This window comes from Streptomyces marokkonensis (assembly GCF_008312835.1).
GTDB classification, from domain to species: domain Bacteria; phylum Actinomycetota; class Actinomycetes; order Streptomycetales; family Streptomycetaceae; genus Streptomyces; species Streptomyces marokkonensis_A.
The window spans coordinates 376,377-388,878 of record NZ_VSKS01000005.1; the positions used below are offsets into that span (position 1 = coordinate 376,377).

The window sequence follows — 12,502 nt, forward strand, 5'->3', positions numbered from 1 at the left end:
CTACTTGGCGCACTCGACCTTGTCCGCCGTGGACTTCTCGATGTCGTCGGGCGCCTTGTCCGGCGGAGTGAGCGACACACCGGCACCCTTGAAGTCCTTGCCGAGGGTCAGGGTCATCGCGGGCACGCCCTGCGCGTTGGTGACGCTCTCGCCGGGCTTCATCGCCGATCCGGACAGGCCCAGGATGTCGGCCAGGCGGCGTGCCTGGTCGGCCTGGTCGGGAGCGTACTCGAGCGTCGTCCTGCTCAGCTCCCCGGGCGCGTTGCCGGCGTTCTCCGACTTGGTGACGCCCTGCTCGACCTGGAGCCAGCTGAGCATCTCCTGCGCGCTGCCCCCGGGGGCACCGCCGTTGAGGATCCGCACCCTGACCTCGGAGGCCGGTGCCTTCTCGCCCTTCAGCCGGGCGGCGACCGCGGCCTTCTCCTGCTTCTGCTTCTGCTTGACCTCGGTGAACGAGACGTCGTTGCGGATCAGGTCGAAGACCTCCGGGGCCTTGCCCTCGTTGAGGACGACGGTCGCCTTCACCGTCTCCGCGGGGTTGTCGACCACCGGCACGGTCGTGAACGTCAGGTTCTTGACGTTGAGCTTGCCCAGCTCCAGACCGAGGTCCTTGAGCTTGTTGATGCTGTCCAGCTGGGAGTCGACGGTGAGCGCCTCGGTGCCCGCCTCGGCCAGCTTGATCATCTTCGAGGGGCTGGTGAGCGTGTCGTTCGACTTGAGTTTGCGCATCAGCGCGCTCAGGAACTGCTGCTGCAGCCCGATCCGGCTCAGGTCGCCGCCGGTGCCGACGGAGTGCCGGGTGCGGACGAACGCCAGCGCCTGCTCGCCCTCGATGGTGTGCGTGCCCTTGGGCAGCTCCAGGTGCGAGTCCGGGTCGTCGATGTCCTTCGCCAGACACACCTCGACGCCGCCGACCGCCGAGGTCAGCGTCTTGACCGCGTTGAAGTCCGCCACCATGAAGTTGTCCGGCTTGATCCCGGTCAGCTCGGTCACGGTCCGCATGGTGCAGCTGGGCGTACGGCCGCTCTGGCCGAGGCTGGTGTTGAAGCGGACGCCGGGGGAGCCCGGGATCACCTTCTGGCTGCCGTCCTCCTGCTCGGTGGGGCAGTCGGGGATGTCGACTATCAGGTCACGCGGGATGCTCAGCGCGGTCGCGTTGGAACGGTCCTTGGAGACGTGCAGCAGGATCGTGGTGTCGGCGTGCCCGGCGCTGCCCTTGTCGCCGTAGCCCTCGTTGCCCGAACCGGTGCGCTTGTCGGTGCCGATCAGCAGGATGTTGATCGCTTCGTCCTTCTTGAAGCCACCCGTGCTGGCACCGTCGTCGGAGACGGACGTGATGTTGTCGTTCAGGTGTTCCAGGTACAGGTAGCCGGCCATGCCGACGCCGAGCACCAGGAAGGCCATGGTCCCGCTGGTCCACAGCAGGACCTTCTTCGCCTTGGCGTTCTTCTTCGCCGGCCGGCGCCCGCGCCGTCCCGGCGGCGGCTCCTCCGGCACGCCCCGGCGCCTGCGCTGCGGCGGCACCTCCCGGCCGGGCGTCTCCCGCCCCGGCGCTCCGCGGCCGGGACGCTCGGGCGCGCGGCCCGCGGGGGTTTTGGTGCCGGCGTTGCGGGCACCCGGATTCCGGGCACCCGGGGGGCGCGGCCCGCGAGGGCCAGGAATGGGTGACTGCGGTGCGGAAGGGCCCAGTCGCAGTTCGTATTCACCCGTGTCCGGATTGAGCACCCACTGATCTGCGGGATCGATGTTCTCTCCCCGCCCACGGCTTTGCGCGTCCACGGTCGCTCGAATCCTCCGTCGGGGCCACGCGGCGCCTTTCCCCTCCCAGGCGCTCGGGTCTCGGTCACACAGTGCGGGACCTCAGGACGGGCCTGAAGGAACGGACGCACCGGAGCGCTCACACTAACGGTCCTGATCGGCCCCGGGCGACGCCGGTGACGAATTCCACGTCCTCACAAGGGGGCAATCCACCCATTTCCCTGGACAAGGGTTCGCAGTCGTGGAGTTGGTTTGGGGCAGCCTTTACGTACAGGTGTCCTCGGCGGCCGTGTTCCCCGGGAAGGTCGGAGCGGGAGAACTGCCGTCGGACGGTTCCCCCGATTCCCTTTCCGTGCCCTTCCGGTCACGTTCCGTATCGACCGCCACGGGTGCGTCCGTCCGCAACCGCTCGAACAGGTTTTCCGCCGCGGGCTGCGCGAGCTGGTCGCGATTGACGTCCCCGGTGTACGACTCCCGGGGCACGGTCAGGAATTGCACGTCTTCCGTGGGGATCTCACGCAGGCCCCGAACGAGTTCGTACAAACCGCGCAAGCTGGCCAGCTCCGGGTCGGTGGTGAGGGACGAGGTGGCCGCGTTCAGAACGGGATACAGCTTCACCGGATTCAGCAGAACGTCATTGCCGCGCACCTTGTTGACGAGCGCGCCGAGGAAGCGCTGCTGCCGCTCCATCCGGCCGGTGTCGCTGCCGTCGCCGAGGCTCTTGCGGGCCCGGACGTAACCGAGCGCCTGCTCCCCGCTCAGTGTCACCCGGCCCGCCGGGAGTTTCAGTTCCGCGTCCTTGTCGTCCATGGGTTCGCGCAGGCACACCTCGACGCCGTCCACCGCGTCGACCATGTCCTTGAAACCGTCGAAATCGACGACGACGTGGTGGTCGACGCGGATGTCCGTGAGTTTCTCGACCGTGCGGATGGTGCAGGCGGAACCGCCCACCTCGAAGGCCGAGTTGAAGGCGGCGAACATCGGTTCGGAACGTGAGCCGTCGGGGCGGCGGCAGTCCGGCACGTCCACCATCAGGTCCCGGGGTATGGACACCGCGGTGGCGCTGCGCCGTCCCGCCGACAGGTGCAGCAGGATCACGGTGTCCGAACGCTCGGTCCCCGGATCCCGCCCGTAGCGGCCGTTCTCGTCCCCTGAGCGCGTGTCCGAGCCGATGAGCAGGATGTTCCGGGCGTCCTTGACCAGCGCGGTGGGGCGGTCCTTCTCGAGCCGCGCCAGTTCGGCCGCCGCCGCCTCGTCCGGAGTGATGTTCCCGTCCAGCTTCAAGTACACCGCCCACCCGGCGCCCCCTGCGGCGACGAGCACGGCCGCGACCGTCAGCCCGGTGCCGCGGGCCCAGCGCCGCCGCCGCCCACGGCGGATCCGACCCCGCCCGCCCGGCGAGGACCCCGCCGCCGGGTCCTGGGCGCTCCCGTCCTCCGGCCGTCCGGAGGGGGCGCCTGCGGTGTCGCTCATGGCCGGGTCCACCCCTCACTGCGTACGGGACCGGACGGCGTACGGGTGTGTGGTGCGTGCCGCTGTCTACGACGATGGACCGGAAGCGGGACGCGTGAGGGGTGGTGCTGCGCCGAACGGGGGAGGGGACGGCTCTGCCGGGTGGTGGGCCCCGGGGTGGCGTCAGCGGGCGATGACCGTCACGCGTTCGCTTTCCACCCGCTTGTCCAGGGCGTCGTCCCCGAGGCGGTCCAGGTTCCGGCACAGGACCACGGAGCCGCCGGTCGCCAGCGGCCCGTACAGACCCGAGTTCAGGCCCTCCCACGTGTCGAACGGCAGCCCCGACAGGATCCGCGAGCCGGGACCGGTCAGACCCAGCTCCGGCGCCTCCGCCCGGGCCCGCTCGACCACCTCCGCCCCGGTGAACTCCCGCCCCGCGACGATGAGCGCCGGCTCCTCCGGGTCGACGGGCGCGTACGGCACGAACCGGTCGCCCTGGCCCGGTACCTCCACGGCGTAGTCGGCGAAGCCCTCCGGCGGCTGCGGGAAGCGTCCGCCGAGCGGCCTGAGCGCCAGCGCGATCCGCGGTCCCGAGCAGGTCCGCGCGGCCTCCAGGGACTCCGGCTCCGGACCGCTCACCGCCACGTCCGCCGCCGACGGGTCCCCGGCCACGTCCGCGACCACGCCCACCGACGCGCACGCCAGCAGCCACACGGCCGTCTGCCAGTGCGCGGGCAGCAGCAGCGCCACCCGGTCGCCGGGCTCGACGGACAGCTCGTCCTGGAGGAGGTTGGCGGTCTTGGCCACCCAATTGGCGAAGGTGGCCACGGACAATTCGACACGTTCGCCCGTGGCGTCGTCGTAGAAGGTCACCAGGGGGCGTCCCGGGTCCGCGGCGAGCGCGGAACTCAGCAGGTCGGCAGGGGTGCGGTCGGTGGCGTTCACCCGCGCAAGCGTACGCGGGCCCGTCCCCGCGCACCGCCCGTCGGGGGCACCGGTTCGGGGGAACGTCCTCCGACAGCCCGTCAACTCCCCGATGGACAGATTTGTCTGACTATGTCCAAGCTCAGGAGCATGCGTGGAATTCTTGCTTCCTCAATCGGTGTCACCTGCGCCGCCGCCCTCGCCCTTCCGCTCGCTCCGCCCGCCACCGCGGCGGCCGCGAGACCGGCGCCCACGGCAGAAGCGGCCACGCGCGCGGCAGTGACGGACCGGCCCGACGTCCCCGGCAGCACCCAGTCGCTGCCCCTGCGACTCCTCGGCCACGACCGCGCCTCCGGCGCCGCCGTCCACGGCCTCGCCCCGCGGGCCGTGCGGCACTTCTCCCTCCTCGGCGTCATCTGGGACGATCCCGCCGCCGAACTCCACGGGCGCGTCCAGGTCCGTACCCGCGCGGCCGCCGACGGCGGCTGGTCCGACTGGCAGGACGTCGAGACCCACTACACCGAGCACGGTGCCGACCCGGGCACCCCGGAGGCCGCCTCGGGCCGGGTGCGGGGCGCCACGGCGCCGCTGTGGGTGGGGGAGTCGGACGGCGTGGAGGTCCGGGTGCGGCCGGAGCACGGCGAACCGGGCGCCGGGTCCGAGGCCGCCGGGTCCGGGGCCGACGGGTCCGGGGCCGACGGGTCCGGGGCCGACGGGTCCGGGGCCGACTCCGCCGCCGGCGCGTCCCCCGGGCTGCCGTCCGGGCTGCGGCTCGAACTCATCGACCCCGGGGATGCGGCCGCTCCGCTCCCGGCCGAGGCCGCCGACGCCCGTACGAGCCCCATGAGCGCCGAGGCGACCGCCGCCTCCGCGGCCAACTCCTCACTCGTGGCCCCGGGCGCCACCGAGATCCCGGCGCTGAACGCCGAGCAGACCCGGCAGGAACTCCTCACCCTGCGCGGGACCGAACTGACCGAGGAGCAGCGGGCGAAGCCGTACATCGGGCCGCGCCCCGCCATCGTCACCCGGCGCGGCTGGGGAGCGAACGAGAGTCTGCGGGAGAAGCAGTTCGTGTACACGGGCAAGGTCAAGGCGGCCTTCGTGCACCACACCGCCTCCGGCAGCAACTACACGTGTGCCCAGGCGCCTTCGCTCGTCCGCGGGTTCTACCGCTACCACGTGAGGAGCCTGGGCTGGCGCGACATCGGCTACAACTTCCTCGTGGACAAGTGCGGGAGGATCTACGAGGGCAGGGCCGGTGGAGTGGCGAAGGCGGTCAAGGGGGCCCACACCATGGGCTTCAACAGCAACACCACGGGCATCGCGGTGATCGGTTCCTACGGCTCCAAGAAGCCGTCGTCCTCGGCCCAGAAGGCCGTCGCCCGGCTCACCGCGTGGAAACTCGGGCTGCACGGCATGAATCCACGCGCCAAGACATATCTGAAGTCCGGCGGTGGCAATCTCTACCGAAAAGGCAAGAAGGTACGACTGAACGTGATCTCCGGTCACCGGGACGGGTTCAACACCTCGTGCCCAGGGGGGAAGCTCTACAAGAAGCTCGGCACCGTGCGTTCCACGGCGGCCCGCTACCAGGGGCGTTGAGGCGGGCCGGCGTTTCTTCCTGCCGGAGAACGGTCTGCATACACTGGCCGGCCGAAAGACAGCTCGGCCGGTCCCGGCAGGAAGCAGAGACGACAGGTGACAGAAGCGATCCTCCTGGTCGGAGGCAAGGGCACGCGGCTGCGACCGCTCACGGTGCACACGCCCAAGCCCATGGTCCCGGCGGCCGGGGTGCCCTTCCTGACGCACCAGCTGGCGAGAGCCAGAGCCGCGGGCGTCGAGCACATCGTCCTGGCCACGTCCTACCTGGCCGAGGTCTTCGAGCCGTACTTCGGGGACGGCTCGGCGCTGGGGCTGCACATCGAGTACGTGACGGAGGAGGAGCCGCTCGGTACGGGCGGCGCCATCCGCAACGTCGCGTCCCGGCTGCACTCGGGGCCGGACGAGCCGGTGCTGGTCTTCAACGGGGACATCCTCACGGGGCTGGACATCCGGGCGCTGGTGCGGACGCACGAGACGTCGGGGGCGGACGTCTCGCTCCATCTGACGAAGGTGACCGATCCCCGGGCGTACGGGCTGGTCCCGACGGACGACACCGGGAAGGTGCTGGCCTTCCTGGAGAAGCCGCAGACGCCGGAGGAGATCGTCACCGACCAGATCAACGCGGGGGCGTACGTCTTCCGCCGCTCGGTGATCGACACGATTCCGGCGGGGCGGGTGGTGTCGGTGGAGCGGGAGACGTTCCCGGGGCTGCTCGCGGCGGGGGCGCATCTGCAGGGGATGGTCGACTCGACGTACTGGCTGGACCTGGGGACGCCGGCGGCGTTCGTACGGGGCTCGGCGGACCTGGTGCTCGGGCGTGCGCCGTCGCCCGCGGTGCCCGGCCGCTGCGGTGACCGGCTGGTGCTGCCCACGGCGACGGTGGCGGCGGACGCGAAGCTCGCGGGCGGGACGGTGGTGGGCGAGGGCGCGTTCGTGGCGGAGGGCGCGCGCGTCTTCGGGAGCACGATCCTGCCGGGTGCGGTGATCGAACCGGGCGCGGTCGTCACCGACTCGCTGATCGGGACGCGGGCACGGGTGGGCGAACGGTCGGTCCTGACCGGCACGGTCATAGGCGACGGCGCGGTCATAGGCGCACGCAACGAACTCCGCGAGGGCGTCCGCGTGTGGTGCGACGCCCGCATCCCGGCGGGCGCGGTCCGCTTCTCCTCGGACCAGTAGCCGTCGCGGGCCGGCGCAGCGCCTTCTGCCGGTGGGTGGGTCGGGGCCGGGTCGGGGGTGTACGTCCTCGGACTGGCGCGACCGGGTTGCCCGGTGGAGGTGCGGGGCGTCGACTCGCACCAGCCGCTGCGGGCGCACACCCCCGCCCCGACCCCTCCGCGCCGTACGCGCCTGTCCCGCGCCGACCGTGAGCCGTGCTCCGTGCCGTACGCGGCTGTCTCGCGCCGACCGTGAGCCGTGCTCCGTGCCGTACGCGGCTGTCTCGCGCCGACCGTGAGCCGTGCTCCGTGCCGTACGGGCCTGTCTCGCGCCGACCGTGAGCCGTGCTCCGTGCCGTACGGGCCTGTCTCGCGCCGACCGTGAGCCGTGCTCCGTGCCGTACGGGCCTGTCTCGCGCCGACCGTGAGCCGTGCTCCGTGCCGTACGCGCCTGCCGCTCTCGCGGGCCGCCACCGTCGTTCCCGCGGGCAGTCGTGCCGCTGGGGCGATGGGGGGCGCGACGGCACCCCGTAGGCGCCGGGCTGCGCGAGCATCCCCCGGCACGCGTCAACGCCGGTTCACGGGGCAACCGGGCGTCACAGCCGCCCGATGTCGCCGTACGGCATCCGCGGCGCCCGCCTCCCCGGCACACACCCACTCAGCAGAACCAACCGCGCGGCCCGGTGCCGCTGCCCCGCATACGGCTCCAGCAGCGACAGCATCACCGCGTCATCCGCATACCGGTCCCCCGCCAGCGCCCACCCCACGATCCCCGGCAGATGCAGATCCCCCACGGTCACCGCGTCCACCGCGCCATGACTCCGCTGCACCGTCTCCGCGGACGTCCACGGCCCGATCCCCGAGACCAGCTCCAACCGCTCCTGTGCCGCCTCCGGAGGCATTCCCACCGCCTCCTCCAGCCGCGCGGCGACCCGCACCGCCCGCAGCACCGTCGACGCCCGCTTGTTGTCGACCCCGGCGCGGTGCCACTCCCAGGACGGGATCAGCGCCCAGGTACGGGGCGCCGGCATCACCGACATCCGCTCCGGCGCGGGCCCGGGCGCCGGCTCGCCGTACTTCCGTACCAGCAGCCGCCACGCCCGGTACGCCTCACCCGTCGTGACCTTCTGCTCCAGGATCGACGGGATCAGCGACTCGAGCACGAGCCCGGTCCGCGTCAGCCGCAGTCCGGGCCGCCGGTGCCGGGTCAGCGCCAGCAGCCTGTGCCGGGGGACGAAGGCGGACGGGTCGTCGGCCGCCCCGAGCATCTCCGGCAGGCGTTCCAGGAGCCATTCGGCGCCCGGGCCCCACGCCTCGCCCCGGACCTCACCGGCCCGCTGCGTCACCCGCAGTGTCCCCGGGCCCGCAGGCGTCAGGCTGGCCCGCCACACGGAGCCGTCCGGCAGCGCCCGGAACGTCGGATCGCCGGGCCCGCGCCGCAGTGGCCCGAGCACCAGGCCGAGGTCCAGCGGACCGTCCGGCACATACGTCCGCACCCGTGCCGGGGCCGGTGCCTGGCGGGGGACGCCCGCGGGCACGGCGACGTGACCGCCGCGCACGGTCGTGCGGGTGGGGCGGGGAGCGAATCGTCCTGCCACGGGAGTCCCAGGGTGGAGAGGAGAGCGGGGCCTCTAAGAGGGTAGGCGCCCGCGCGCCCGGCTCACCGCACCTCGATGAAGCCGCCCGCCTCCCGCTCGGGCCGCGGGCGTGGATCCCCGGCCGGGTGACCCACCGCGACAGCGCCCATCGGGTCCCAGCTCGCGGGCAGGTCCAGCACCTCGCGGACCACGTCGCGGCAGAACATCGTCGACGACACCCAGGCCGAGCCCAGCCGCTCCCCGGCCAGCGCGACCAGGAAGTTCTGGACACCCGCGCCCATGGCGACCACGAACATCTCCCGCTCCGCCCCGTCCCGCCGCTCGTCCCCGTAGGTGTGCGAGCCGTCCATGACCAGGCAGGGTACGACCAGACAGGGCGCGTTGCGCAGGACGTCGCCGCGGCGGACGCGCTTGGCGATGGACTCCTCCGTCTTGCCGTCACGGCGCAGGTCCGCGATCCAGGCGTCGCGCATCGCGTCCAGGAGACGGGTGCGGGACCCGGCGGACTCCAGCAGGACGAAGCGCCACGGCGTGGTGTGGTGCGGGGCCGGTGCCGTCACCGCCGCCGCCACCGCGCGGCGCACCGCGCCCGGGTCGACCGGCTCGTCCGTGAAGGCCCGCACCGTACGGCGCTGGGTCACCGCCTGCCGTACGGCCTCCGACGTGCCCAGGCGGAACATGTCGTCGCGCGCGCCGCGCACCATCGCCCGCGCGCCCTCGCCGTCATCGGACGCCACCACGTGCGGCAGCCCCCGGACGACGGCCACCGGGAGGCCGGCGGCCTTGCCCTTGACCAGGTCGCCCGCGGCGGCGAGCTCGTCGGCCGTGGCGACGACGGTGGCGCCGAGGGGATTGCCGTGGGCGTCGGTGCCGCCGCGCAGGTCGTCGAGCACCCGTACGCCCGCCGCGCCGATCGCGACGTCCGTCAGGCCCGCGCGCCAGGGGCGGCCGAAGGTGTCGGTGACGAGCACGCCGACCTCGACGCCGAGCGCGGCGCGCAGGCCCTCGCGGATCGCCCGCGCGGAGGCGTCCGGGTCCTCGGGCAGCAGCAGGACCGTGCCTGCGGGGGTGTTGGAGGCGTCGACCCCGGCCGCGGCCATGATCAGGCCCTGCCGGTTCTCCACGATGCGCAGGGGCCCGCGCCGGGCCACGACGCGTATCGTCTCCGCGTCGATCGCCGCCTCCCGGTCGGCCGCCTCGACCATCCGCCCCTCCGCCTTGGAGACGATCTTCGAGGTGACGAGCAGGACGTCGCCGTCGGACAGGTCCGGTTGGGCGGCCGCGATCAGCTTGGCCAGGTCGTCGCCCCGGCGGACCTCGGGCAGACCCGGTACGGCCCAGACGCGGTAGCCGCCGGGCGTGGGGCGCGCGCCGCTCATACCGCCCGGACCTCCTCGGCCAGCGTCAGCGCCTCGCGCGCCATCCGCGCGGCCGCGTCGACGTCGGTCATCATCAGCGGTACGGCCCGGCAGCGGATCCCGGCCGCCTCGACGCGCTCCACACAGCCCGCGTCCACGGTGTCGACCAGCCAGCCGTCCAGCAGGCCCGAGCCGTAGTGCTCCGCCACCGCGGGCGCCGTGGACTCCACGCCGACGGCCGCGAGCACCTTGTCGGCCATGCCGCGCACGGGCGCGTCCCCGACGATCGGCGACAGGCCGATCACCGGGACGCCCGCGTCGGCGATCGCCTCCCGGATGCCGGGCACGGCCAGGATGGTGCCGACGGAGACCACCGGGTTGGACGGCGGGAAGAGGATGACGTCGGCCTCGGCGATCGCCTCCAGGACCCCCGGGGCCGGCTTCGCCTGCTCCGCGCCGACCGGTACGACCGCCTCGGCCGGCACCGAGGCCCGCAGCCGCACCCAGTACTCCTGGAAGTGGATCGCCCTGCGCTCGCCGGGCCCCGCGGCGGAGCCGCTGTCCGGCAGCGTGACGGCCACATGCGTCTCCACGCGGTCGTCGGTCATCGGGATGAGGCGCACACCGGGCTTCCACCGGTCGCACAGCGCCTCGGTCACCGCGCTGAGCGGATACCCGGCGCCGAGCATCTGCGTCCGCACGATGTGCGTGGCGAAGTCGCGGTCGCCGAGCCCGAACCACTCAGGGCCGACGCCGTACGCCGCGAGCTCCTCCTTGAGGCGGAAGGTCTCGTCGGTCAGCCCCCAGCCCTGCTCCTCGTTGATGCCGCCGCCGAGCGTGTACATCACCGTGTCGAGGTCCGGGCAGACCTTCAGCCCGAAGAGGTGGATGTCGTCCCCGGTGTTGCCGATGACGGTGATGTCCGCGTCCGGCACGGCCCGCTTCAGACCGCGCAGGAAACGGGCACCGCCGATGCCGCCTGCCAGAACCACAATGCGCATGGGGCCATCCTCGCAGGCCGCTACGGCATCGCGTCAGGCAGTCACCGGACCGGGTGCCGGGCGCGCCTCGCAGTGCGGGGCGACAGGGGGTTCCCCGGCCGAACGAAGCCCGGACGGAAGGAGCATCGGCATCTCGGTCAGGCCCGGGTAGTAGATGTGCAGGCTGACCGCGGGATCCAGCGCGTCGTTGACGACCTCGTGCGCGTAGCCGGGTGCGAACACCCGCTGCGCGCCTGCCCGCAACGCGCGCGTGCCGCGTTCGGTGCGCTCGGTCAGTGCGCCGTCCAGGACGGTGAGCACGCCGGAGGAACGGCCGTGGTCGTGCAGCCCGCTGCCCTGACCGGGCACCCAGGACAGCAGCCACACCTCGTAGCCCGGGCCGGTGCGCAGCCGGTGGTACCAGCGGCTGGTGGCGTCGTACCGGACGAGGTGCTCCCACTGGGAGCGGTCGGCGGCGATGGAGCGGGCCAGACCGGCGAACTCGGCGACGGTGGCCGGGTGCTCGCGCGGCGGCTGGAGCAGGTGCGGGACTTCGAGGATGTCACCGGCGATCTGGAGATCGCTGTCGCTGTTCATGGGCGCGGGGGTTCCTTGACGGGGAAGCGGTGGGGGAGCGTTGCCGCGTCACGCCCGGATCGCGGGCGACGGCGAGGGTGCCCCGGTGGGAGCGGAGGAGACAGCGGCCGGGTCGTGTGGGACTCGGCGCCGGCGGGAGCGATGGGGGAAAGCTCAACAGCCGGAACAGCGACAGCTACAGCGAGCGCGGGCAGCACCGAGGAACCCGGCGGAGCGGGTCGTGGTGAGTGCCTGATTCGCGAGCATGCCCACTAGGACACCGGTTCACTCGTGCACTGTCAACTCGACGCCCGGTATGTGGGACATGGTTCACCTCATCCGGTTCATCTCGCAGGTGAAAGGTTTGCTCACTCGTTTCCCGGGACACAAGGTGCGCACGGCCGGGCGGCAGGCGCGCCGTTGCGATTCCGTGATCCGACTGTGATCCGGTTCGCTTCGTCGCGTGTGTCGGAACGGGATCGATCCACTGGGCGTCCTCCCTGTAGAGGCTCGGCGTGGGGCTGGAAGCCCTCGCGGGTCCCGTGCGTGTGTCAAGGTTTAGGGTGATTTGAACACTTTCTGCTCGGCCTTGGTTCCGCAGAGTGAATAAGGGGCCCAATAGCAGATCTCGGCTTGACTCGCCCGGAGCAGCACACTTGTAATTTCACTCGTGTCGTTCAGCCGGAATCGGTAACGGCTAGATCACGGGGACGCGAAAGACAGACGAGGGGCGCACATGACCGAGCTGGTGCAGCAACTGCTGGTCGACGACGCGGACGAGGAACTCGGCTGGCAGGAGCGCGCGCTGTGCGCCCAGACCGACCCCGAGTCCTTCTTTCCCGAGAAGGGCGGCTCGACCCGGGAGGCCAAGAAGGTCTGCCTCGCCTGCGAGGTCCGCTCCGAGTGCCTCGAGTACGCCCTCGCCAACGACGAACGCTTCGGCATCTGGGGCGGCCTGTCCGAGCGCGAGCGCCGCCGGCTCAAGAAGGCGGCCGTCTGACGAAACGGCGCGTCACCGCCGTACGCGCGTCATCTCCGTCGTAGGCACGTCACTTCGTACATACGTCACTTAAGGCCCGTCGCAGGTGGTTGTCCAC

The 12,502-nt window shown here is 72.2% G+C and carries 10 protein-coding genes; 3 read left to right on the forward strand and 7 right to left on the reverse strand.

All coding sequences use genetic code 11. From position 1 onward, the window contains the following. The 3 genes from F1615_RS12120 to F1615_RS12130 all read right to left on the reverse strand — a co-directional run bounded on the left by F1615_RS12120 (position 1) and on the right by F1615_RS12130 (position 4,155). On the reverse strand, positions 1–1,779 hold the full coding sequence (locus tag F1615_RS12120; protein WP_149548913.1) for an LCP family protein: 1,779 nt from the start codon (positions 1,777–1,779) through the stop codon (positions 1–3). 243 nt (positions 1,780–2,022) lie between these two features. Further along, the gene (locus F1615_RS12125; protein ID WP_149548914.1) at positions 2,023–3,231 is read right to left on the reverse strand and encodes an LCP family protein; all 1,209 of its coding nucleotides are present in this window, start codon (positions 3,229–3,231) and stop codon (positions 2,023–2,025) included. A 162-nt stretch (positions 3,232–3,393) separates the two neighbouring features. Then, positions 3,394–4,155: a TIGR03089 family protein gene (locus F1615_RS12130; RefSeq protein ID WP_149548915.1), complete on the reverse strand. Its 762-nt coding sequence runs from the start codon at positions 4,153–4,155 to the stop codon at positions 3,394–3,396. Between the two features lie 129 nt (positions 4,156–4,284). On the opposite strand from F1615_RS12130, the gene F1615_RS12135 reads away from it, so the two are divergent. Continuing rightward, complete coding sequence (locus F1615_RS12135; protein WP_149548916.1) at positions 4,285–5,736, forward strand: peptidoglycan recognition protein family protein; 1,452 nt, start codon at positions 4,285–4,287, stop codon at positions 5,734–5,736. 96 nt (positions 5,737–5,832) lie between these two features. Further along, positions 5,833–6,915, forward strand: a complete 1,083-nt coding sequence (locus F1615_RS12140) for a sugar phosphate nucleotidyltransferase (protein ID WP_149548917.1) — start codon at positions 5,833–5,835, stop codon at positions 6,913–6,915. 574 nt (positions 6,916–7,489) lie between these two features. Here F1615_RS12140 and F1615_RS12145 read toward each other — a convergent pair. The 4 genes from F1615_RS12145 to F1615_RS12160 form a co-directional block, all read right to left on the reverse strand. Next, complete coding sequence (locus tag F1615_RS12145) at positions 7,490–8,491, reverse strand: DNA-3-methyladenine glycosylase family protein (protein ID WP_149548918.1); 1,002 nt, start codon at positions 8,489–8,491, stop codon at positions 7,490–7,492. A gap of 62 nt (positions 8,492–8,553) precedes the next feature. Next, positions 8,554–9,870 carry a coenzyme F420-0:L-glutamate ligase gene (locus F1615_RS12150; RefSeq protein WP_149548919.1) on the reverse strand — a complete coding sequence of 439 codons (1,317 nt, stop codon included), beginning with the start codon at positions 9,868–9,870 and terminating at the stop codon, positions 8,554–8,556. Next, positions 9,867–10,850: a 2-phospho-L-lactate transferase gene (cofD, locus tag F1615_RS12155; RefSeq protein WP_149548920.1), complete on the reverse strand. Its 984-nt coding sequence runs from the start codon at positions 10,848–10,850 to the stop codon at positions 9,867–9,869. The genes F1615_RS12150 and cofD overlap by 4 nt, the downstream gene beginning before the upstream one ends. A 33-nt stretch (positions 10,851–10,883) precedes the next feature. After that, a complete protein-coding gene (locus tag F1615_RS12160; protein WP_149548921.1) occupies positions 10,884–11,426 on the reverse strand; it encodes a cysteine dioxygenase in 543 nt (180 codons plus the stop codon). 715 nt (positions 11,427–12,141) lie between these two features. Here F1615_RS12160 and F1615_RS12170 point away from each other — a divergent pair. Continuing rightward, positions 12,142–12,405, forward strand: a complete 264-nt coding sequence (locus F1615_RS12170) for a WhiB family transcriptional regulator (RefSeq protein WP_003975777.1) — start codon at positions 12,142–12,144, stop codon at positions 12,403–12,405. The last annotated feature ends 97 nt before the right edge of the window (positions 12,406–12,502 follow it).